This window comes from Bacteroides cellulolyticus (assembly GCF_025567135.1).
Taxonomy (GTDB): domain Bacteria; phylum Bacteroidota; class Bacteroidia; order Bacteroidales; family Bacteroidaceae; genus Phocaeicola; species Phocaeicola cellulolyticus.
Map to the genome: position 1 here is coordinate 109,239 of NZ_JAOQJJ010000007.1, position 21,840 is coordinate 131,078.

The window sequence follows — 21,840 nt, forward strand, 5'->3', positions numbered from 1 at the left end:
GAGTAATCGGACATATAATATGCCGGCGTTTTCTGGTGCTGACTATAGTGGGCAGCATTGCCGACGATGGTCGGCAGCATTGCTGACAATGGTCGGCAGCTCTGCAGACAATGGTCGGCACCAAAACATGAAACCGTATTTCATTTTTTGCGGTTAGTTATTATAGTTTATCCTACATTATAAATAGGAAAATCTTATCTTTGCAAAAAATTATACCATAAGATAAATGGCTACTACACAAAAAAGACCAGCACGAACAACAAAGGTAAGCAAAGAAAAGCTTACGGATGAATATGGACACCTTCAGCCTCAGGCTCCGGAACTGGAGAAGGCTGTGCTTGGTGCGTTGATGATTGAAAAGGATGCATACTCGCTTGTGAGTGAGATTCTTAAACCGGAATCTTTCTACGAGCACAGACATCAGCTGATATATGCCGCCATAACAGACCTGGCTATACAGCAGAAACCTATCGACCTGCTTACAGTGACAGAACACCTGCGATTCATGGGACACCTTGATGAAGTGGGCGGTCCGTTCTATATCACTCAGTTGAGCGGTATGATGGCATCATCCGCACATATAGAATACCACGCACGTATCATCGCACAGAAGTTCCTTGCCAGAGAGCTTATCACATTCACAAGCAATATTCAGAAAAAGGCGTTCGACGAGACTGAAGACGTGGACGACATTATGCAGGAAGCAGAAGGACGTCTGTTTGAAATCTCGCAACAGAACATGAAGAAGGACTATACACAGATTAACCCTGTGATACAGGAGGCGTATGAGATGCTTCGTACCGCCGCGGCACGTACCGACGGTTTGAGTGGTCTGGCAAGCGGTTTCCACAAGCTCGACAAGATGACTTCCGGTTGGCAGAACTCAGACCTTATCATCATTGCCGCACGTCCTGCGATGGGTAAGACTGCGTTCGTTCTTTCTATGGCCAAGAACATAGCCGTAAACAACAAGGTGCCGGTAGCATTATTCTCGCTTGAAATGAGTAACGTCCAGTTAGTCAACCGTTTGATAGTAAACGTGTGTGAGATACCGGGCGAGAAAATCAAGAGCGGACAGCTTGCTCCTTACGAATGGGGACAGCTGGACTATAAGATTAAAGAACTGTACGATGCTCCTCTATATGTGGATGATACTCCTTCACTGTCAGTATTCGAGCTCAGAACAAAGGCACGCCGTCTGGTGAGGGAACATGATGTGAAAATCATCATCATCGACTATTTGCAGCTGATGAATGCCAGCGGTATGTCGTTCGGCAGCCGTCAGGAAGAAGTCAGCACCATATCACGTTCGCTCAAAGGTCTTGCCAAGGAATTGAACATACCTATCATAGCCTTGAGTCAGTTGAACCGTGGTGTGGAAAACCGTGAAGGTGTTGACGGTAAACGTCCGCAGTTGAGCGACCTCCGTGAATCGGGAGCCATAGAGCAGGATGCCGATATGGTTTGCTTCATCCACCGTCCTGAATACTACAAAATATATACCGACGAAAAGGGTAATGACCTACACGGTATGGCCGAAATCATTATTGCAAAGCATCGTAATGGTGCCGTGGGCGACGTGCTTCTGCGATTCCGCGGCGAATTTGCACGATTCCAAAATCCGGAAGACGAAATGATTGTACCATTGCCTACCGAAGAGAATGCGACACCGGTCATACGTTCGAAGATGAACAAGGGAAATGGCTCCATACCTCCCCCACCGGCAGATATGGCTCCTGTGCAGGATGGAAATCCGTTTGGCGGACCATTGCCTGACGTACCGTTCTGATTTCGCAAAAAAACTTTTACGCAGTCTTGTAAACCAAATATTTATATTAACTTTGCGCATCATTCATAAAAATACATAAAACTATCTATATATGAATATTTCTTATAACTGGCTGAAAGAATATGTCAATTTCGATTTGACTCCAGATGAAGTAGCAGCCGCACTTACCTCAATCGGTCTCGAAACCGGAGGCGTAGAGGAAGTTCAGACTATAAAAGGAGGTCTCGAAGGACTTGTAGTAGGTGAAGTCCTGACTTGTGAGCCTCATCCAAACTCAGACCACATGCACGTCACTACTGTAAACTTGGGACAGGGAGAGCCTGTACAGATAGTTTGTGGTGCAGCTAACGTAGCAGCAGGTCAGAAAGTAATCGTAGCAACTCTTGGAACAAAGCTTTACGATGGCGACGAATGTTTCACCATCAAGAAATCAAAACTCCGTGGTGTAGAATCAAACGGTATGATTTGTGCGGAAGATGAAATCGGTGTGGGAACAAGCCACGACGGTATCATCGTTCTTCCTGCAGACACTGTTCCGGGAACTCCTGCAAAAGAATACTACAATATAAAGAGCGAATACGTACTTGAAGTCGATATCACTCCAAACCGTTCGGATGCATGCTCACACTATGGTGTGGCTCGCGACCTTTATGCGTGGTTAATCCAGAATGGCTACAAAGCTGAGTTGAAACGTCCTTCAGTAGATGCTTTCAAAGTAGATAGCAACAATCTGAATATCGACATCGAAGTGGAAAACACTGAAGCATGTCCAAGATACGCTGGTATCGCCATCAAGAACGTAACCGTAAAGGAAAGTCCTGAATGGCTTCAGAACAAACTTCGCCTTATCGGTGTTCGACCTATCAACAATATCGTCGATATTACAAACTATATACTTCATGCTTACGGACAGCCAATGCACTGTTTCGATGCAAACAAGATTAAAGGTGGCAAAATAGTAGTAAGAACATGTGCTGAAGGTACTAAGTTCGTTACACTTGATGAAGTGGAACGTACACTTTCTGAACGCGACCTTATGATTTGCAACGAAGAAGAACCAATGTGTATTGCCGGAGTATTCGGTGGTCTTGATTCAGGTACTACTGAATCTACAACAGACGTATTCCTTGAAAGTGCATACTTTAACCCTACTTGGGTTCGTAAAACTGCACGCCGTCACGGACTGAGCACAGACTCTTCATTCCGTTTCGAACGCGGTATCGACCCTAACATCACTATCTATGCACTGAAAGAAGCTGCTATGCTGGTGAAAGAACTTGCCGGCGGTGAAATAGCTTCTGAAATCAAGGACAACTACCCTGCTCCTATCGCTGATTTCGCTATCGAACTTTCATACGATTATGTAAATACACTTATCGGAAAGGTTATCCCTGCCGAAACAATCAAGAGCATAGTAAGCAGTCTTGAAATGAAGATTGTAAACGAAACAGCTGAAGGTCTTTCTCTTCTTGTTCCTCCTTACCGTGTTGACGTACAACGCCCATGCGACGTAGTGGAAGATATCCTCCGTATCTATGGATACAACAATGTAGAGATCCCTACCAGCCTGAAATCAAGCATCAATGTTAAAGGTGCTGAAGACAAGTCTGTAAAACTTCAGAACATCGTTTCAGAACAGCTTGTAGGATGCGGATTCAATGAAATAATGAACAACTCGCTTACTGCTGCTGCCTATTACGAAGGACTTGAAACTTACAAGCCTGAAAACCTGGTTCGCCTGATGAACCCGTTAAGCAACGACTTGAACGTAATGCGTGCAACTCTGCTGTTCGGTGGCCTTGAAAGCATCCAGCACAATGCAAACCGTAAGAATGCTGATTTGAAATTCTTCGAATTCGGTAAGTGCTACCACTTCAACGAAGAAAAGAAGAACCCAGAAAAGATTCTTGCCGCATATTCTGAAGAACTTCACCTAGGTATGTGGGTTACAGGTAAGCGCGTAAGCAACTCATGGGCACATGCTGACGAAAATTCTTCTGTTTATGAGCTTAAAGCATACGTTCTCAATATCTTCCGTCGTCTTGGTGTAAACTTCGGTGGCCTTGTATTCGGAAATCTTACAGACGATATCTACTCTGTAGCGATATCAGTACATACTCGTGGAGGAAAACTGTTGGCTACATTCGGAGTAGTAAGCAAGAAGATTCAGAAGGCATTCGATATAGACAATGAAGTTTATTTTGCCGACATCTGCTGGAACGAACTTATGAAATCAATTAAGGGCAACAGAGTAACTTACAAGGAAATATCTAAATTCCCTGCTGTTAAACGTGACCTTGCATTGCTTATCGACAAGAAAGTACAGTTCGCTGAAATCGAAAAGATAGCTTACGAAACAGACAAGAAACTCCTGAAATCTGTTGAACTGTTCGACGTTTACGAAGGCAAGAACCTCGAAGCAGGCAAGAAGAGCTACGCAGTAAGCTTCATGCTTCAGGATGAGAATGCAACATTGAACGACAAGCAGATTGACAAGTTCATGCAGAAACTTATCACTAACCTGCAGAACAAGCTTGATGCTAAATTGAGATAATAATACAACAATAAAAACAACAATATAAAATTATAAACCAATGGGAAGAGCGTTTGAATATAGAAAAGCTGCCAAATTGAAAAGATGGGGTCACATGGCTAAGACCTTTACACGTCTGGGTAAACAAATCGCAATTGCTGTAAAAGCAGGTGGTCCTGAACCTGAAAACAACCCTACACTACGTTCTATCATCGCTGTCTGCAAGCGTGAAAACATGCCGAAGGACAACATCGAACGTGCTATCAAAAACGCACAGGGTAAAGACCAGAGCGACTACAAGAGCATGACTTACGAAGGATATGGTCCTCACGGAGTTGCTGTATTTGTTGATACTCTTACTGACAACACTACTCGTACAGTAGCAGACGTTCGTTCAGTATTCAACAAATTTGCCGGTAACCTTGGAACTACAGGTTCACTTGCTTTCTTGTTCGATCACAAGTGTGTATTCACTTTCAAGAAGAAAGATGGTCTTGACATGGAAGAACTTATCCTCGATCTTATCGACTACAACGTAGAAGATGAATACGACGAAGATCCGGAAGAAGGAACAATCACTATCTACGGTGATCCTAAGAGCTACTCTCTTATCCAGAAACACCTTGAAGAATGTGGTTTCGAGGATGTCGGTGGTGAGTTCACATACGTACCAAACGATTTGAAAGAAGTTACTCCTGAACAGCGCGAAACTATCGACAAGATGGTAGAACGTCTTGAAGAATTCGACGATGTGCAGAATGTTTACACTAACATGAAGCCGGAAGAAGAGTAATCATTCTTAATGATACTTACAAAACAGATTTCGCATAAAGTTTTCTTCGTGTGAAATCTGTTTTTTTATAATAAGATAAAAAGTAAAAACGATGAAAATAAACTACAGAACACAAGGAACATGCAGTTCATTTATCGAAGTTGAAGTAGAAAACAACAAGATTAAGGAAGTAAGCTTCACTGGCGGATGTAACGGAAATCTTAAAGGCATCTGCTCGCTCGTAAAAGGAATGGAAGTAAATGAAGTTATCTCTCGCCTTGAAGGTATCCGTTGCGGAAACAAGAACACTTCATGTCCAGACCAGCTTTGCAAGGCTTTGAAAAGCATTTAATACAACTCAAACTATATAAAAAATAAAGCAATGACTCTTATACACAACAATAGGTGTCATTGCTTTTCGTTTTATATATCCATTCTCATTATCTGTTTTCAGCAGTATCACTATTACCTTTTTGTAACAAATACAATTTTTATATAATAATATATTGAAAATAGATTGTTTTTACTATTTTTGCACTCAAATACACAGAAACAACTTTCTTAAGACTTATAACGACACAAAAATGGCGAAAAATATCTACCTGATATTATTATATCCTATAATGGCAGCAGTCATTATACAATATTTTGCAGGAAATTTCCCGTTCCACTTCTTTGAATTCCCACTGAATATTATTCTTGGGGCAATATGGATTTATTCCGTTTATATGCTCTTACGCAAAAATAACTGTACCAATAATATAACAAGAGTTCTTGTATCTCCCGAAACTACAGCATTCAGCCTGTTCTTGTTCGTTTGCGGAACACTCGTCATTGGACTGTTTCCACAACTGTCAGCTATAGAAGCAGAGCAAAAAGAAGGAATTCTGGGACAACTTGGATTCTACAATTTCATGTACTCATGGATTTTTGTATCGATACTGTTTATTTTGCTCTCACATCTTGCAGCCATAACCATAAGAGGATTTAAATCAAGGAAAAAGAAAAGATGGAGATTTCTGCTCAACCATGCCGGAGTATGGCTTGCACTCTTTGGCGGTTTCATGGGTAGCAGCGACATTATCACAGCAAGAATTCCCGTATTTTTCGATAAAGAGAACAATGAAGCTCTTACAATGGAAGGCAAGCATTTTTATCTTGACTACGACCTGCAGCTGACAGGTTTCGATGCAGATTACTATCAGAACAGAATGCCCAAAAGCTATGTAGCGGAGGTAAAAGTTTCTGACAGACATTCCGGGAATTCATCACAGATAAGTCTTGAAGTAAACCACCCTTACGAATATAAATTTGGTGAAGACATATATCTGGTTAGCTACGATACACGCAGCAACAAACCGCAATACTGTGTTCTTCAGATAGTGCGTCAGCCATGGAAGTATATCCAGCTCATAGGTATAATAATGACAATAGCCGGAGCTGTAGGAATGTTTATCGGAGGACCACAAAAACAGACTTCAAAGCAGTAACAATAACCCTTATAACTATAAAAAAATGACAATCAACTGGGATGTTTTCTATATATTCACCATCGTTTCTGTAATCCTATGGATTATAAGTGCGGTTACCTCTGCAGCTAAAGACGGAATCTCAAAAACAGCCGTTGCAGCAAGTCTTTCAGGCAGCATCGTTTTTCTAGCATTTATCATAGGACTGTGGATTTATTTGCAAAGGCCTCCGCTCAGAACAATGGGAGAAACACGATTATGGTATTCACTATTCATGGGAATATCAGGACTTATCACCTACTGGAGATGGAAATACAGATGGATACTATCCTTCTCTACTCTGGTATCTGCAGTGTTCTGCATCATCAACATACTCAAGCCGGAGATACACGACCAATCTTTGATGCCTGCCCTGCAAAGCGCATGGTTCATCCCTCATGTGACTGTATATATGTTTTCATACTCAGTACTTGGATGCGCATTCATCATAGGATGTATAGGAATGAAAAAGCATAAAGAGATATACACAACTACTGTAGACGAACTGGTATATACCGGAACAGCCTTCCTCACCATAGGTATGCTGACCGGAGCAATATGGGCCAAGGATGCATGGGGCAACTACTGGAGCTGGGACCCGAAGGAAACATGGGCAGCCATAACATGGACTATTTACCTGCTATACATACATATACGACTGCAAAGAACATACAAGAGTAAAAGACTACTGTACGGACTTCTCATAGCAGGATTCGTATCACTGCAGATGTGCTGGTATGGAGTAAACTATCTTCCGGCGGCACAGAAGAGTGTACATTTATATAATAGACAATAATTCCAAAAGAAAACTACTAATACTAACATTTTAAAAAAGTGAGATTATGAAGAAAAAGATTATCTTGGCAGCATTACTGATTGCAGCGGGAGCTGTGGCAGTTTACCGCCTTGTGAATCAGGCTCCATCAGAATCGCTTGCGGCAAACGAAAGGATGCTTGCAATACTTACTGACGGAGGATGTATGGAATGCCACTCGGCAAATCCTAAACTTCCTTTCTATGCCAACTTCCCTATTGCTGGTAAAGTGGTGAAAGAGGACATCGAGAAAGGATACAGAGAGTTTGACGTAGAGCCTATGATGACAGCTCTCAAGAATGGTGAGAAAGTGGGCGAAGTCGATTTGGCTAAAGTAGAAAAGGTAATAAAGGACGGTACAATGCCATTGGCTAAATATTACCTTGTACACTGGGGTTCGTCTATGACTGGCAAGAAAACAGAGATTGCTCTTGACTGGGTAAAGAATTACAGAGCTCAGGCATATCCAAATACTCTGGCTGCTGCTGAGTTTGCAAACGAGCCAATACGTCCTATACACGATTCTATTCCTGTAGATATCCGAAAGGTTATCCTTGGAGATATGCTTTTCCACGACACACGTCTTTCTATAGACAATACCGTATCATGTGCAACTTGTCATGCTCTGAACACTGCAGGTGTGGACAACAAGCGTTTCTCAGAAGGTGTTGACGGACAGGTTGGAGGTGTAAACGCACCTACGGTGTTCAATGCTCACTACAATTTCGTTCAGTTCTGGGACGGACGTGCCGCAACACTGGCAGCACAGGCAGGTGGTCCTCCACTCAACCCTATAGAAATGGGACACAAATCATTCGATGATATCTGTAAGGTGCTTTCTGAAGACAAAGCTTTCGAAAAAGCATTTATGGAAGTATATCCTGAAGGATTTACTCAGGAAACAATCACTGATGCTATTCAGGAATTCGAACGAACATTGATTACTCCAAACTCTAAATTCGACAAATATCTGAAAGGCGACAAGAATATCCTTACAGCAGAAGAGATAAACGGCTACGAACTGTTCAAGGAGTACAACTGTGCTACTTGTCACGTGGGTGAAAACCTGGGAGGACAGTCATACGAGCTTATGGGAGTCAGAGCTGACTACTTCGGCGACAGAGGTACTGAAATCACATTCGAAGACCATGGCCGCAACAAGGAAACCAAGACAGAACGCGACATGCACAGATTCAAGGTTCCTGGTCTGAGAAACATCGAGCTGACAGGTCCTTACTACCACGACGGTACAAAGAAGACACTTGAAGAAGCTGTAAACGATATGGCTAAATACGAAGTAGGTATCACACTTACAGAAACTGAAACTGCCAACATCGTGAAGTTCCTGAAAACTCTTACAGGTGAATACAAGGGTAAGACTCTTACTAATGACAATATGTAATTGACTACATTACCATAATTATAACAAAAGAATATCCCGATTCGGAAAGTTAAAAAACAATTCCGAACCGGGATTTTTCATATATCAACTGACATTACTAAATTAAAGTCCTATCATTTTTCAGTAAATTCGATAGATTCACTTCCTGCCAAAGTAAGTGTCATATTCTTGCCTTTTCCACGAATATCGGCAAAAGCATTCTTATATCCGTAACCGGAAGCAGTACGATACTGATAAAGCAAATAATCGCCACCGTTATAATTCATCTGAGCCACTCCTGCATTATTGAAAAATGTAACGAACAGATTCTCGCCACCTTTTCCTGTAAATTCTGCATTAATAGTATTCTCTGTTCCTGACGTTACATAAAGCAACTTGCCTCTTCTGGTAACCAGCCATTCATCGTTACACTTCTCTACCATATAAGTATCATCATCCTCTACATTCCATACTGCAGTACCATCAGGTCTGACACGCTTGTCCAATACAACAGCCCCTCCAGGCAAAAACAGCTCTACCTTTGATGAATCGGCAGAAAACACTGAATATGCAGCCATAGTGACATTCGGATCTGTAGCCGACAGCAAACGGCAACCTTCCTCAAAAATCCTGATTTTCTTGTCAAGAACTTTTGAATAAGTATATCCCATAGCGGCATCACTGCCTCCTATAAGCTGCCCTTCAGAATTTTCAAATTTAACATACTGAATACGATACATATCTCCTTTTCCCAAGGTCAAAGTATCATTATTCAGTGATATGACATTAAGTGTATCTGAGAACTGTATAGTCTGGCCGTTACCAATACTTTCGCCTGACAACACGATATTGCACTCCTTTCCTTTCTTCAACAACTCCCAACCGTTATATTTCAGAGTAGCCATACCCACAGACGAAGCCTTTCCGTCCTTTTCAAACACAACACCCTGAAGGATATGCTTGTTTACAGGCATTATCTCGTGCCACTCGCCAATGAATGATGTTTCATTAAACATATTTCCCCCTTCAGCACACGACATCATAATCATTAATGATGCCGGTAAAAATAAAAGATTGTTTTTTTTCATAATACAGTTTTTATTGATTACTAATATTCTTATATACTATAGATGATATTTCTGCTATTATTTTTTCCGTAGTCTCATAGTTCTCGGCAGAATCTTTCACAAATACGGCTATCAGATAACGGTCACCATTCGGCAAATCAATAAAACCGATATCATTTATGCCAATATACCGCCCATCGGAATTCTTGTCGCCTGTTCCGGTTTTATGACCTATCACAGCTGCAGTGTTCTTCAACGGATATGGCAATCTGCCAGTACCCGTAGTACATTCCGTCATTGTTCTTTTAATAAAATCATAATATTCACCGGAAACTGCATCTCCTTCTAGAAATAAATTTATCAGTCGTACGGCAGCCATAGGTGTAGTCCAGTTGCTGTAACAGTTGTCAAGATTCTCATGCATATCGTTTTCATCCATTTCTATTGAAAAATCATCAATACCCAATGAGCGAATATACCTGTCTGTTTCTTTTATACTAAGAATACGGTTGAACAGAATATCACATGCATTATTGTCACTAAGTTGGAGTGTATATTCCATAAGTTCCAATAAGCTTATGCGGATATTTCCTTCCGGAAATCTGTCACGTAATGGACTATAAGTATTCTCCCTTAACTCTTCCTTTGATATATTGATTACGGAGTCCAATGGTATCCCTTTCATCTGTAGAAAATGGCATACTGCTAATGCCTGATGAAACTTGAAGACACTCATCATAGGATATTTATCGCTATTATTTACAGTCAGTGTATCCGTATTATTTACCATTACCGCTACACCTACTTTTGCATCGTATTTACATATACTGTGTATTATTTCATTTCTTAGTGAAGAAAAAGGACCAGCTTTTACAATAATCGAGATAAAAGACAATAATAAAAAAGCAACTGATTTTGTTTTCATCTATGTTTTTACATTAAAAGGATACAAAAAAATAATTGACAAAATTAATCATCTGAATGATTAATCCTATCAATTATTTACATTATAACATTTGTTATGTAATTATTCTGCCGCATTCTTTTTCAGCCATTCCAATCTGCGCATGTCCGGCAAATGTTTCACAGTGAAGTTCTCGAATTTGGCTTCAAATCCGTCTCCATCAGGAGATGCTGCCATGATACCGACCTTCATCGGAACATTGTCCTGCATCCACGCATTGCGCATCATTGTGTATTCTTTATCATCGTAAGAATAGAACACCTCTACAGCATCAAGTCTTCTTACAGCCTTAATCCAGATATAAGGAACAGGTTTGTCAAGAGTAATGACACTCCAGTCGGATGTCTTATGAGTAACCACTGTACTAAGATTGTACTTGCCATCGACAAATTCAATTCCTGCCTTGATATAATTCTCATGATCTATCCTCAACATTATACCTGCCTGATCAAATCGCGTCTTGTATTCTCCCGACACCTTTACTTTTGCTTCAAACTCACCACCATATGTAGCATAATAGAATGGAGCATCGTCTACAGTAAAACCATAATGTGATATACGCCAATAGTCACTCTGAGGAGTAACAAACATAGTCATGGTTTTGCTGTCCTTTATCTCCCATTTTTCCGGCTCATTGAACCAGTTCATCTTTTCAAGGCTCTGCGCCGCTACCGACGAAAGAGCCATAATTCCAAACAAACTTAAAATCAGTTTCTTCATATTTATAATGCTTTATGTGTTTATTCCATTCTGTATTTGTTTTTATCATCCTCGGTCAGTTCACGAATTACTCTGCAAGGATTACCGGCTGCCAAAACTCCCGAAGGTATGTTTTTTGTAACTACACTTCCCGCTCCTATAACCGCATCATCGCCTATCGACACTCCAGGCAGAACAGTCACGTTTGCCCCTATCCAAACATTATTACCTACTGTAATAGGGAAAGCATATTCCAGTCCCATATTTCTTTTCTCAGCATCAAGAGGATGACCTGCCGAATAGAAGCCACAATTAGGAGCGACAAAAACATTATCACCAAATGTCACCTTTGCACCATCGAGAATGACGCAATTCACATTCATATAGAAGTTCTCACCTATTTCGATATTATAGCCATAGTCGCAATAAAAAGGCTGCTCTATCAGAAAGTTATTTCTCGTTTTTCCGAACAGTCGTCGTATTATTTCAGTACGTTCGGCAATCATTGACGGTCTCAAAGAGTTATATTCATAGCATAAATCTTTACATACTGCCCTCTCACGCAACAGTTCTTCATCATAATTAGCATCATAGAGCAGCCCTTTATGGCATTTTTCCTTTTCAGTCATTTCTTTAAAAGCTTATATAATTATTAAATACAATACACTTACCTGACAGTAATCCATGTAAGTTTCTTCCATATCCACTCCAACGGTCCATGTCTGTGAGATGAAAGCCACCACCTGCTAAATGACAACTGTATCATAAATACAAATATCGCTATAACCAAGCACGAAGTTGCTCCTGTATATTTATATAATCCAAAGCCGAAGCCATAAAATAAAGATACACCTATTATTGACTGCACAATATAGTTTGTCAGACTCATTTTCCCATAAGGGATAAATATACGTTGGAATCTATATCCGTTTCCTACTCCGAACCACCATATCAAAACAAAGAATGAAACCAGCAATGCCATAAAAAGAAAGTTGCATATAGACGGTACTGCAATATTCAACGGTACCATTAGAGCTTCATTACCGGCTACCATTTCCGGATATGTCATCTTGATTATATTGAAAACTACAAACAGGCTTACAGACCACAACAATACTTTTTTCCATATCATGACAGAATAATCAGATTTCTTGAATAAAGAAAGCCTTCCCGCTGCCATTCCAAACAGAAACAGTCCTCCTATCTGAAAAACACGACCGTTTTCTATCTGCCATAAATTACCATACAACTGCCCGTCGGTGATATTTGACCTCAGAATTTCCAGAAAACTACCGGACTCCATTACAGGCTTTGCCAGATTACCATACACTACCCAGTTATTCCCATATTCCAGAAAAGGAATATCGCATCCGATACAAATCAGTCTTATCCATTCAACAGGCTGAATAATCATAACCGAAGCCAATATAAGCACAGATTTTGTGGAAAGGCCTGATACTGATACAAGGAAAATTCCCATAACGGAATACAACAAAAGAATATCCCCGTTATAAAATAAGGAATGAAGCTGAGAAAAAAGCATCAAAAGAATCATTCTCCACACAAATCTCCACCGGAAAGGAAGTCCACGTTTTTTTGCATTATCAAACTGAATAAAAAAGCTAAGTCCAAAAAGAAGAGAAAAAGTGGAAAAGGCTTTTCCTCCAAACAAGAACCATACCGTATCCCAAACACCTTTATCAAGAGCCGTAAGCCAATGAGGCTGACAATCCGGCATATAATAAAGATTATAATGCTCAAAGCAATGTAAAATCACTATTGCAAACAATGCAACACCTCGTAAGGCATCGACAACTTCTATTCTGTCGCTTTTCAATGTGTTATTCATATTTATAGTTTATGGTTTATTTATTATCATTTTCCTGCAAGTACCGGATGAACATATCTTCCCTTACCCACCGACACTTTGCCAAACTCAATAGCCTTAGCCGGACAACGGTGTATGCATGCCGTACACTGTACACAATCCCTTCCTTGCCATACCGGTTTGCCGTTCTGCATAACTATCGTACCTGTTGGACAGACTTTAGCGCACAGTCCGCAAGAAATACACGCATCAGTACTCCGAAAAGACTGCCTGCCTATCACAAATTTCTTAAATACAGGATAGACCACATAACTCTTCAGCCACGACATTCCTGTACGGAGAATCTGAGATTCAGAATAACTACGTGTATTTATAGCTTTTACAATCTGTTCCATACCACTTGGAGCCAAAGCTAGTTTTTCATCCTTCACCGGCTCAGGATCTACACCGAAACCACGCATAAGAATATAGTTATTTGGCATTTTCAGAGAAAAGAAGGCTTCCAGAGGAATACATTTATCTGCAAGTTCCTTACGCACTATCCGGTCTGTATATCCACAATCGTCACCACATGTGCCAATGGCAAATACACGGTTTCCTTTCAATCCGGACAACTGTAACTCCCTGATAAAACGCAGCATGACCAATGCCGGTCCCCAGGAATGTACAGGAAATACGAAAAACAACATTTCCGCCTCATCACGCAATGTATATCTCAGACCTTCAGCCGAATGTTTCCGTATAAACCCGGAGACTTCACATAAAGGTTCATTGAAAGCATTGGATATGTATTGTGCAACCCATAAAGAATTGCCTGTAGCTGAAAAATAAAATACCATATTTTAAATTTAATCTTTCGTATTCTCCGTTATAAACAATAATTTGTCACCCACATGCAGTTCCATCTGTCCGTTAGGAATCAGGAACTCGTTTCCACGTTTGATGAGCATCACTAGCGACCCCTTAGGAATATTCATATCAGCCAGACGGTTACCGTGTACCAACATTTCTTCATTGAGAGTAATATCATGCAGCTGCGAATCTATCTCGTCAGGTAATTCCACTCCAAACTCGTTTCCTTCCTTCTCCAAGGGTAAATCAAGTTTAAGCCAGCGTGCCACAGAAGAGATTGTCATGCCTTGAATAACGAGTGAAAGCAAAGTGATGAAGAACACTATATTGAAAAGCTGGTTCGAACCCTCGATATTCGCAATAACAGGGTATGTGGCAAATATGATAGGCACGGCACCGCGCAGTCCTACCCACGACACAAAAAGTTTCGCCTTGGTACTTATTTTTCTGAAAGGGAGCAGGCATGCAAATACACTCAACGGACGCGCAACTACAATCATAAACACACCGATAAGCAATGCCACTACGGCTGTATCAAGCATCTCATGAGGATTTACCAACAATCCCAAAGTAATGAACATTATAATCTGAAACAACCATGTGAGACCATTCATAAATGTATTTATCTCCTTTCGGTATGACAGTTTCATGTTGCCTACCACAACACCTGCAATGTAAACTGCCAGATAGCCATTTCCTTTCAGCATATCTGTAGCCGTAAAAGTGATGAAAACCATACTGAGAAGAAGTATGGAATAAAGAGATGAATTTGACAGTCCTATCTTATTGGTTAGCCACGACATGAATCGTCCCATGGAATATCCCAAAGCACCACCTATAAGAAACTGCACAAACAAGTCTTTAATCAGAAGACCAATACTGAGAGAACTGCCGCTTGAAATAACCTGAATCAGAACTATAGTAAGCATATATGCCATAGGGTCGTTACTTCCACTTTCCAACTCCAGCATAGGACGAAGGTTTTCCTTCAGATTCATTTTCTGCGAACGAAGAAGACTGAACACAGAGGCTGAATCGGTAGATGACATTGTAGCCGCCAGAAGCAGCGATACCATGAATGTCAGCTCGATATTCGTGCTGTTCCATCCCGAAATATAGAAGATAAACAGTCCGGTAAGTAAAGTCGTCAGAAGAACTCCTACGGTAGAAAGAACTATACCTTCTTTAAGAACAGGCTTAATGTCTGTGAACTTAGTCTCCATACCTCCGGTAAAAAGAATGATACTGAGTGCCATCATACCAATGAACTGTGCATCTTCGGCACTGTTGAACTGCAACCCTAATCCATCGCTACCGAACAGCATTCCGACAAGGAGGAAAAGCAGCAACGTAGGTATTCCGAAACGATAACCAGTCTTGCTTATCAATATACTAGTGAAAATAAGTACCGATCCTATCAAAAGGATATTCTCTGCTGTAAATATCATTGTTATAGTTTTTAATTATGGTTATTATAAAAAATAGGAAAAACGACTGTTCGTTTTTTACGTAAAACTGTAGTGTGCAGTGCGTAAAACAATTGTTTGTAATGCGTAAAACTGTAGTTTGAAGTGCATAAAACTGTAGTTTGAAGCCAGAGACATGAGCACATCAGGTTATGTCAGGTTTGAAACACATCACTCAAATAATGTGCAGACTTCCGCACGGCTCACCTTAATCAAATCTGCTGGAGCTATCTTGACCTGCAATCCGCGTACTCCGGCACTAACATAGATATAATCGAAATCATTACATGTGTGATGGATATACGTAGGGAAATGTTTCTTCATACCTATCGGCGAGCATCCGCCACGAATATATCCCGTAAGCGGAAGAAGTTCTTTCATCGGGATAAGGTCGCATTTCTTGTTTCCGGACAGCTTGGCTGCCAGTTTCAAGTCTATTTCATGTTCTCCCGGAATCACACATACGAAATATCCAGACTTATCGCCATGAAGGACAAGTGTCTTGAATACCTGTTCTATATTCTCACCGAGCGTAGCGGCTACATGCACGCAACTCAAATCATTCTCATCGACCTCGTATGGGACGAGTTCGTATTTTATCTTATCCTTGTCCAACAGTCTTGCCACATTGGTCTTGGATATTTTTTCTTTAGCCATAATTTATAATGTATAATTTTAAACAATGTTTAAATGCCGTTTAAAAGCTATTTAAATACTTTTTAAAAGCTGGTTAAACAGCATTCATAATTACGTCTGTATAGATTAAACAATTTATTTCTGATTTAGTTCTTCTTTAAGGAATTTAGGTGTATATCCTTTATCAGACATAGCCACTTCCTCAGGTGTTCCGCACGAAAGCAACTGTCCTCCACCCTTTCCGCCTTCAGGTCCCATGTCGATGATATAGTCAGCCATCTTTATAACATCAAGGTTATGCTCTATCACAAGGACTGTATTTCCTTTGTCCACAAGACGGTTGAGTACATTCATCAGTACACGGATATCCTCAAAATGCAAACCTGTGGTAGGTTCGTCAAGGATGTAGAAAGTCTTTCCTGTATCTTTCTTGGAAAGTTCTGTAGCAAGTTTCACACGCTGACTCTCTCCACCGGAAAGAGTGGTAGAAGGCTGTCCTAACTTGATATATCCCAAACCTACTTCCTGAAGAACCTTTATCTTGTTCAGTATCTGAGGCACATTCTCAAAGAACTCCACGGCACGGTTTATTGTCATATCAAGCACGTCGGCTATTGACTTTCCTTTGTATCTTACTTCCAGTGTCTCACGGTTATAGCGTTTTCCATGACACACCTCACAAGGCACGAGCACATCCGGCAGGAAGTTCATTTCTATGGTCTTATATCCGTTTCCTCCGCAAGCCTCACAGCGTCCTCCGGCTACATTGAACGAAAAACGTCCAGGCTTGTAACCACGTATCTTTGCTTCCGGCAGACCTACAAACAGGTTTCTTATATCTGAGAACACTCCGGTATATGTAGCCGGATTTGAACGCGGAGTACGCCCAAGCGGCGACTGATCCACATTTACCACCTTATCTATATTCTCCAGTCCTTCAATACGGTCGTATGGCAAAGGGTCCTGAAGCGAACGGTAGAAATGTTGAGAAAGTATAGGTTGAAGAGTGTCGTTGATAAGTGTTGACTTACCGCTTCCAGAAACACCGGTCACACAGATAAGTGTTCCCAAAGGAAATTCCACATCCACTCCTTTCAGATTGTTTCCCTTGGCTCCGAACAGAGACAGTTTCTTGCCGTTGCCCGGTCTTCTTTGGGCAGGTATTTCTATCTTCATTTCACCATTCAGATACTGCGATGTCATAGTGTGTGTCTTCAGCATCTCCTGCGGAGTTCCTGCAAATACCACTTCACCGCCCAATCGTCCTGCCTTCGGTCCCATATCCACTATATAGTCCGATGCCAGCATCATGTCCTTGTCATGCTCTACTACTATCACCGAGTTGCCTATATCTCTAAGACTTTTCAGGGAGTTTATCAGTCGGACATTATCTCTCTGATGAAGTCCGATACTAGGTTCATCAAGGATATAAAGTACATTTACAAGCTGCGAACCAATCTGTGTTGCAAGGCGGATACGCTGGCTTTCGCCACCCGAAAGACTGACTGAAGTACGGTTAAGAGAAAGATATTCCAATCCCACATCAAGAAGGAATTTAAGTCGTGTACGGATCTCTTTAAGAATTTCCTGAGCTATTACTTTCTGCTTACTGTCCAGATGTTCCTCCACTCCCTGCAACCATTCATAAAGTTCATTTATGTCCATCGAAGCCAGTTCGTAGATATTCTTGTCGTGCAGACGGAAATGAAGAGCCTCCTTATTCAGCCTCATCCCCTTACACTCAGGACATACATCGGTCTTGGCAAATTGCTCAGCCCATTTCTGAGCAGTGGCAGAAGCGTCTTTCTCCTGCATCATCTGTATATATTTCACTATACCTTCGTATTCTACGAAATAGTCTGACGAAGTGTGTACCAGTGAACTGTCTATCTTCAGACGCTCATCACAACCGTAAAGAATTTCATTAATGGCATCGTCAGGCAATTCGCTTACGGGAGTTTTAAGCGTAGCTTCATGTCGTTCAAGCAATGCACTCAACTGCCAGAAAATCATAGCATTCTTATACTTTCCAAGTGGTGCTATTGCTCCTTCATACACAGAAAGTGTACGGTCCGGAATTACCTTGTCAACATCTATCAGATTGACATATCCCAATCCCTTGCATCGCGGACATGCACCCTGCGGAGAGTTAAAAGAAAAATTGTGTGGTGCCGGCTCACGATAAGAAAGTCCTGTCACAGGACACATCAGACGCTTACTGTAATGACGCACACTTTCTGTCTGCGCATCCAGTATCATAAGCAAACCGTCTCCCAGTCGCATGGCAGTGGCCACACTCTGTCGCAACCTTTTATCCTCTTTCTCGGTTACAACTGTTTTATCTACCACAACTTCTATGTCATGGTTCTTGTATCTGTCCAGTTTCATTCCGTGAGTGATTTCCTTCACTTCACCGTCAACTCTCACATAAAGATAGCCTTTTTTCCTGACTTGTTCGAACAGCTCCTTATAATGTCCCTTTCGGGTACGAACCAATGGAGAAAGTATAAATATACGCTTCCCCTTATAATCACGGTTTATAAGTTCTATGATTTGTTCCTCGGTATATTTCACCATCTTCTCTCCCGAAAGATAGGAATATGCCGTAGCAGCACGCGCATAGAGCAGACGCAGATAGTCGTATATCTCGGTAGTTGTACCCACAGTGGAACGCGGATTCTTGTTGGTCGTCTTCTGCTCGATCGAGATAACCGGACTCAGTCCTGTAATCTTGTCAACATCAGGACGTTCCATTCCACCAAGGAAATTTCTGGCATATGCGGAGAATGTCTCTATATACCTGCGCTGTCCCTCGGCGAAGATTGTATCGAATGCAAGCGACGACTTACCGCTTCCACTCAGCCCGGTGATAACCGTAAGGCTGTTACGCGGTATTTCGACATCTATATTTTTCAGATTATGTACACGTGCTCCCTGCACGCTTATCGTTTCTTTTCCTTCTGTCATATCTTAATATTCAGTGAAACATTGCAAAGATAATGCTTTTTTCGTACTTTTGCCCGTAAATAATCATATAGCTGAAAAATGAAATTTATTCAATCTGTATTTCTTGCACTGGCAATCATTGCCGGAAGCAGCATCAAAGTAATGGCTCAGGCTACAGCCGAGAGCGGATATTTCCTCCACACAGTAACCAAAGGCCAAAGCCTATACTCTATATCAAGTATGTATAATGTCACCATTGACGACATTGTACGTCTCAATCCAGGCAGCGACAAGCAAATCCGAGAGGGAGCTGCACTTAAAATTCCACAGGCAGCTACAACAAACTCCGACAAACCTGTATTCCACACAATACAGGCAGGCGAGACTTTGTACCGTCTATCGGTGAAATATAATGTCACCACACAGGCTATATGCGAAGCCAATCCAGGACTGAGTACAGAGAATTTCCGCTCGGGACAGGTAATAATAATTCCGGTACAGTCTGATTCCAAGCCACAAAAAGAGACTCCTAAAATCGAAGAACAGGAGAACACAAACGTGAAGATGAACGACTGGAAAGACATGCATAAAGTGGAAAGGAAAGAAACCATTTTCAGCATCAGCCGCGAATATGGCATAACAGAAGAAGAATTGATAGCAGCAAACCCTGAATTAAAGACAGGAAAACTGAAAAAAGGTACATTCCTTTTCATACCATACGGAAAGAATGACAAGAAACAAGAGTCAGAATCACAACCTACAACAAAAGAACTTACCAACGAAGAGGTTTTCAGCCAGAACGAAGAACTGAAAAAAGACATAAAGACTATCAAAGCGGCAGTAATGTTACCTTTTATGGCAGGTACAAGCACCAATATGGATGAGCAAGTACGAATGGTGGAATATTACGAAGGCTTCCTTATGGCAGTGGATAGTCTGAAAAAACAAGGTGTATCCATAGATCTTTACACATACGACACGAAAGGAAGAGAAGCTACCCTGAACAGCATCCTCTCAAAAAAGGAAATGAAGAATATGGACATAATATTCGGTCCGGCAAAGGCACAGGATATTGATGTTCTGGCAACATTCGCCGACAATAACAACATACGCCTGGTAGTCCCGTTTGCTCCTAAGGTAGATGAGGTTTTCAAAAATCCTCACATCTATCAGATAAATACTCCACAGTCATATCTGTATTCCGAGGTTTACGAACACTTTACACGCAAGTTCAGCGACAGCAACGTGATATTCCTGAACGCAAGCAATGGTGACAGAGAAAAGGATGAGTTCATCAAAGGTATGAAGACAGAATTAAGGAACAATGGCATAAGCTATCGCGATTTTACCGTAACTGATAATTTTTATGAGATAACCACTGTTATGGATACGCTGAGAAACAACATATTCATACCTACTTCAGGAAAAAGTACCGCACTGGTAAAAATTCTTCCACAATTGACACAGATCCGACGCGAACATCCAAACTATATGATGAACCTGTTCGGCTATCCTGAATGGCAGACTTATACAAACGACTATCTTGCAAGCTTTTACGAAATAGATACATATTTCTATTCGTCATTCTATACAAACAATCTTTTCCCAGCTGCTGTCCATTTCACCAACTCATACCGCCGCTGGTATAGTAAGGACATGGCAAACATATACCCGAAATACGGAATGTTGGGATACGACACAGGATATTTCTTCCTAAAAGGTCTGTCTAAATACGGAAACAAGATGGAGGAAAATCTGAACTCAATACAGGTGACACCTATACAGACCGGTTTCAAGTTTGAAAGGGTAAACAACTGGGGAGGATTTATTAACCGAAAAGTATTCTTCGTACACTTCTCTAAGGATTATGAACTGATAAAACTTGACTTTGAATGATAAAAAAAATATATATACTCTATTTGCTTGGTATTATCCTTGGCCTTAATGTTTCTACAGCCAACGCTCAGTTGCAGGAACAGAAACATAACTTTTCCGTAGGTATAAGCGGAGGAGTCAATCTGGGAAACGTTGATTTCTCCCCAAGAATAAAACAAGGTTACTTAATAGGCCCGCAAATGGGATTTACCGCCAGATATATATCAGAGAAATATTTCAGCATGATTTGCGGTATTCAGGCGGAGGTCAACTACTCCCAGCGTGGATGGAAAGAGGTGATAGAAGACGGAAGTGGTGACAGCTATCAACGAGCTATGAACTATGTAGAAATACCGCTCATGGCTCATCTGGCGTTCGGAAAAGAATATGGCAACGGAGCACGTTTCATCCTTAACCTCGGTCCGCAAATAGGTTTCCTTCTTAATGAAAAGGAAACTCATGCCATTCCTTCAATACAAAATGAGCAATACGGCAAAGCTGCAGAAAACGGTTTCGACTATGGACTGATTGGAGGTGGAGGTCTGGAGATACGTACCGGCATAGGACATTTTCTTCTTGAAGGCAGATACTATTTCGGACTTAGCGATTTCTTCAACACAACAAAAAAAGATTATTTCTCACGTTCAGCACATACTTACATATGCGGTAAAATCACTTATCTTTTTGATATAACGAAGTGAGATGTTAGT

18 protein-coding genes are annotated in these 21,840 nt (G+C 41.1%); 9 read left to right on the top strand and 9 right to left on the bottom strand.

Going from position 1 to position 21,840, the window contains the following annotated elements; translation table 11 throughout:
- Positions 1–226 precede the first annotated feature (226 nt).
- The 7 genes from dnaB to OCV82_RS08840 all read left to right on the top strand — a co-directional run bounded on the left by dnaB (position 227) and on the right by OCV82_RS08840 (position 8,818).
- Positions 227–1,789, top strand: coding sequence for a replicative DNA helicase (dnaB, locus tag OCV82_RS08810; protein WP_154044075.1), 1,563 nt, complete (start codon positions 227–229; stop codon positions 1,787–1,789).
- A gap of 91 nt (positions 1,790–1,880) precedes the next feature.
- The gene (pheT, locus tag OCV82_RS08815; protein WP_154044076.1) at positions 1,881–4,343 is read left to right on the top strand and encodes a phenylalanine--tRNA ligase subunit beta; all 2,463 of its coding nucleotides are present in this window, start codon (positions 1,881–1,883) and stop codon (positions 4,341–4,343) included.
- A 40-nt stretch (positions 4,344–4,383) separates the two neighbouring features.
- Entirely contained in the window at positions 4,384–5,115 is a 732-nt protein-coding gene (locus OCV82_RS08820) for a YebC/PmpR family DNA-binding transcriptional regulator (protein ID WP_154044077.1), read from the top strand.
- Between the two features lie 91 nt (positions 5,116–5,206).
- Positions 5,207–5,446, top strand: a complete 240-nt coding sequence (locus OCV82_RS08825; protein ID WP_154044078.1) for a TIGR03905 family TSCPD domain-containing protein — start codon at positions 5,207–5,209, stop codon at positions 5,444–5,446.
- 232 nt (positions 5,447–5,678) lie between these two features.
- Positions 5,679–6,584 carry a cytochrome c biogenesis protein ResB gene (locus OCV82_RS08830; RefSeq protein WP_154044079.1) on the top strand — a complete coding sequence of 302 codons (906 nt, stop codon included), beginning with the start codon at positions 5,679–5,681 and terminating at the stop codon, positions 6,582–6,584.
- Positions 6,585–6,609: 25 nt separating this feature from the next.
- A complete protein-coding gene (ccsA, locus tag OCV82_RS08835; RefSeq protein WP_154044080.1) occupies positions 6,610–7,398 on the top strand; it encodes a cytochrome c biogenesis protein CcsA in 789 nt (262 codons plus the stop codon).
- Positions 7,399–7,444: 46 nt separating this feature from the next.
- Positions 7,445–8,818, top strand: coding sequence for a cytochrome-c peroxidase (locus OCV82_RS08840; RefSeq protein WP_154044081.1), 1,374 nt, complete (start codon positions 7,445–7,447; stop codon positions 8,816–8,818).
- A 113-nt stretch (positions 8,819–8,931) separates the two neighbouring features.
- Here the strand turns inward: OCV82_RS08840 and OCV82_RS08845 are convergent, their stop codons facing one another.
- From OCV82_RS08845 to uvrA, 9 genes are all read right to left on the bottom strand, one after another.
- Entirely contained in the window at positions 8,932–9,885 is a 954-nt protein-coding gene (locus OCV82_RS08845; protein ID WP_154044082.1) for a lipocalin-like domain-containing protein, read from the bottom strand.
- Between the two features lie 10 nt (positions 9,886–9,895).
- The gene (gene bla, locus OCV82_RS08850) at positions 9,896–10,789 is read right to left on the bottom strand and encodes a class A beta-lactamase, subclass A2 (RefSeq protein ID WP_154044083.1); all 894 of its coding nucleotides are present in this window, start codon (positions 10,787–10,789) and stop codon (positions 9,896–9,898) included.
- Between the two features lie 102 nt (positions 10,790–10,891).
- Positions 10,892–11,548: a DUF1349 domain-containing protein gene (locus tag OCV82_RS08855; protein WP_154044084.1), complete on the bottom strand. Its 657-nt coding sequence runs from the start codon at positions 11,546–11,548 to the stop codon at positions 10,892–10,894.
- 20 nt (positions 11,549–11,568) lie between these two features.
- Positions 11,569–12,156 carry a sugar O-acetyltransferase gene (locus tag OCV82_RS08860; protein WP_154044085.1) on the bottom strand — a complete coding sequence of 196 codons (588 nt, stop codon included), beginning with the start codon at positions 12,154–12,156 and terminating at the stop codon, positions 11,569–11,571.
- Between the two features lie 38 nt (positions 12,157–12,194).
- Positions 12,195–13,376, bottom strand: a complete 1,182-nt coding sequence (locus OCV82_RS08865; RefSeq protein ID WP_154044086.1) for a DUF418 domain-containing protein — start codon at positions 13,374–13,376, stop codon at positions 12,195–12,197.
- Positions 13,377–13,402: 26 nt separating this feature from the next.
- A complete protein-coding gene (locus OCV82_RS08870) occupies positions 13,403–14,194 on the bottom strand; it encodes an EFR1 family ferrodoxin (RefSeq protein WP_154044087.1) in 792 nt (263 codons plus the stop codon).
- A gap of 9 nt (positions 14,195–14,203) precedes the next feature.
- Positions 14,204–15,655 (bottom strand): potassium/proton antiporter, encoded by a 1,452-nt coding sequence (locus OCV82_RS08875; RefSeq protein WP_154044088.1) that lies wholly within the window; start codon positions 15,653–15,655, stop codon positions 14,204–14,206.
- A gap of 189 nt (positions 15,656–15,844) precedes the next feature.
- Positions 15,845–16,330, bottom strand: a complete 486-nt coding sequence (ybaK, locus tag OCV82_RS08880; protein WP_154044089.1) for a Cys-tRNA(Pro) deacylase — start codon at positions 16,328–16,330, stop codon at positions 15,845–15,847.
- A 114-nt stretch (positions 16,331–16,444) separates the two neighbouring features.
- Entirely contained in the window at positions 16,445–19,276 is a 2,832-nt protein-coding gene (uvrA, locus tag OCV82_RS08885) for an excinuclease ABC subunit UvrA (RefSeq protein ID WP_154044090.1), read from the bottom strand.
- A gap of 78 nt (positions 19,277–19,354) precedes the next feature.
- Here uvrA and OCV82_RS08890 point away from each other — a divergent pair, with 78 nt between their 5' ends.
- A complete protein-coding gene (locus OCV82_RS08890) occupies positions 19,355–21,151 on the top strand; it encodes a PBP1 and LysM peptidoglycan-binding domain-containing protein (protein WP_154044091.1) in 1,797 nt (598 codons plus the stop codon).
- Positions 21,148–21,831 carry a porin family protein gene (locus tag OCV82_RS08895; RefSeq protein ID WP_154044092.1) on the top strand — a complete coding sequence of 228 codons (684 nt, stop codon included), beginning with the start codon at positions 21,148–21,150 and terminating at the stop codon, positions 21,829–21,831. The genes OCV82_RS08890 and OCV82_RS08895 overlap by 4 nt, the downstream gene beginning before the upstream one ends.
- Positions 21,832–21,840 lie beyond the last annotated feature (9 nt).

Excerpts from the sequence above, each read along its gene's own strand:
- dnaB (WP_154044075.1), top strand. The coding sequence starts at position 227 with ATGGCTACTACACAAAAAAGACCAGCACGAACAACAAAGGTAAGCAAA.
- pheT (WP_154044076.1), top strand. The coding sequence starts at position 1,881 with ATGAATATTTCTTATAACTGGCTGAAAGAATATGTCAATTTCGATTTG.
- OCV82_RS08820 (WP_154044077.1), top strand. The coding sequence starts at position 4,384 with ATGGGAAGAGCGTTTGAATATAGAAAAGCTGCCAAATTGAAAAGATGG.
- OCV82_RS08825 (WP_154044078.1), top strand. The coding sequence starts at position 5,207 with ATGAAAATAAACTACAGAACACAAGGAACATGCAGTTCATTTATCGAA.
- OCV82_RS08830 (WP_154044079.1), top strand. The coding sequence starts at position 5,679 with ATGGCGAAAAATATCTACCTGATATTATTATATCCTATAATGGCAGCA.
- ccsA (WP_154044080.1), top strand. The coding sequence starts at position 6,610 with ATGACAATCAACTGGGATGTTTTCTATATATTCACCATCGTTTCTGTA.
- OCV82_RS08840 (WP_154044081.1), top strand. The coding sequence starts at position 7,445 with ATGAAGAAAAAGATTATCTTGGCAGCATTACTGATTGCAGCGGGAGCT.
- OCV82_RS08845 (WP_154044082.1), bottom strand. The coding sequence starts at position 9,885 with ATGAAAAAAAACAATCTTTTATTTTTACCGGCATCATTAATGATTATG.
- bla (WP_154044083.1), bottom strand. The coding sequence starts at position 10,789 with ATGAAAACAAAATCAGTTGCTTTTTTATTATTGTCTTTTATCTCGATT.
- OCV82_RS08855 (WP_154044084.1), bottom strand. The coding sequence starts at position 11,548 with ATGAAGAAACTGATTTTAAGTTTGTTTGGAATTATGGCTCTTTCGTCG.
- OCV82_RS08860 (WP_154044085.1), bottom strand. The coding sequence starts at position 12,156 with ATGACTGAAAAGGAAAAATGCCATAAAGGGCTGCTCTATGATGCTAAT.
- OCV82_RS08865 (WP_154044086.1), bottom strand. The coding sequence starts at position 13,376 with ATGAATAACACATTGAAAAGCGACAGAATAGAAGTTGTCGATGCCTTA.
- OCV82_RS08870 (WP_154044087.1), bottom strand. The coding sequence starts at position 14,194 with ATGGTATTTTATTTTTCAGCTACAGGCAATTCTTTATGGGTTGCACAA.
- OCV82_RS08875 (WP_154044088.1), bottom strand. The coding sequence starts at position 15,655 with ATGATATTTACAGCAGAGAATATCCTTTTGATAGGATCGGTACTTATT.
- ybaK (WP_154044089.1), bottom strand. The coding sequence starts at position 16,330 with ATGGCTAAAGAAAAAATATCCAAGACCAATGTGGCAAGACTGTTGGAC.
- uvrA (WP_154044090.1), bottom strand. The coding sequence starts at position 19,276 with ATGACAGAAGGAAAAGAAACGATAAGCGTGCAGGGAGCACGTGTACAT.
- OCV82_RS08890 (WP_154044091.1), top strand. The coding sequence starts at position 19,355 with ATGAAATTTATTCAATCTGTATTTCTTGCACTGGCAATCATTGCCGGA.
- OCV82_RS08895 (WP_154044092.1), top strand. The coding sequence starts at position 21,148 with ATGATAAAAAAAATATATATACTCTATTTGCTTGGTATTATCCTTGGC.